The organism is Gorillibacterium sp. sgz306347, from assembly GCF_059735245.1.
Map to the genome: position 1 here is coordinate 1 of NZ_JCAPET010000113.1, position 675 is coordinate 675.

1 protein-coding gene is annotated in these 675 nt (G+C 45.9%); it reads left to right on the forward strand.

Features of this window, described 5'->3' with window-relative positions; translation table 11 throughout:
- Nucleotides 1-86 precede the first annotated feature (86 nt).
- Nucleotides 87-347 carry a hypothetical protein gene (locus AC6I6H_RS22485; RefSeq protein ID WP_497956845.1) on the forward strand — a complete coding sequence of 87 codons (261 nt, stop codon included), beginning with the start codon at nt 87-89 and terminating at the stop codon, nt 345-347.
- Nucleotides 348-675 lie beyond the last annotated feature (328 nt).

A 675-nucleotide genomic window follows, 5' to 3' on the forward strand; every position in this document is an offset into this window, starting at 1 on the left:
AGAAGATGTTGAGGTAGAGGTAGAAATAGAAGAAGTTGAGGTAGAGGTAGAAGTTGAGGTAGAGGTAAAAGTAGAAGTAACGGTGAGTGGAAGAAGCAGAAGCAGAAGCAGAAGCAGAAGCAGAGCAGTCCAATGCAATTTCCCCAAAATGTCGGGAGCTAAACAAAAATTTTTCCAGCTTGAATATAAAGCGAACCCAAATTTCGATTATCGGTGGTGCAATGGCCGGAGCGGTCGGAGCGGAGGTGGCTAACCGTGCCACAGCGGTTATTTGCCCAAAAGAAGTGGTTGAAATTCTAATGGTACCACAGCGGCTATTTGCCCAAAAAAGGAGGTTGAAATTCTAACGGTTGCCACAGAGGCTATTTGCCCAAAAATGAGGCGTTTGAAATTCTAACGGTTGCCACAGCGGCTATTTTGGCTTTTTTGCTTGTTTTGGCTCGATTTTCCCCGAATAAGCCCTGTGGCAACCGTTAGAGAAAAAAAAGACCGATTTTTGGGCAAATAAGCGCTGTGGCAACCGTTAGCGTATGTGTGACGATCGAAGCGGGACTCTAGCAGAACTCAAGCGGTACTCTAGCGTAACTCTAGCGTAACTCAAGCGGTACTCTAGCGTAACTCAAGCGTAACTCAAGCGGAACTATAGCGTAACTCTAGTGGAATTCAAGCGGAACT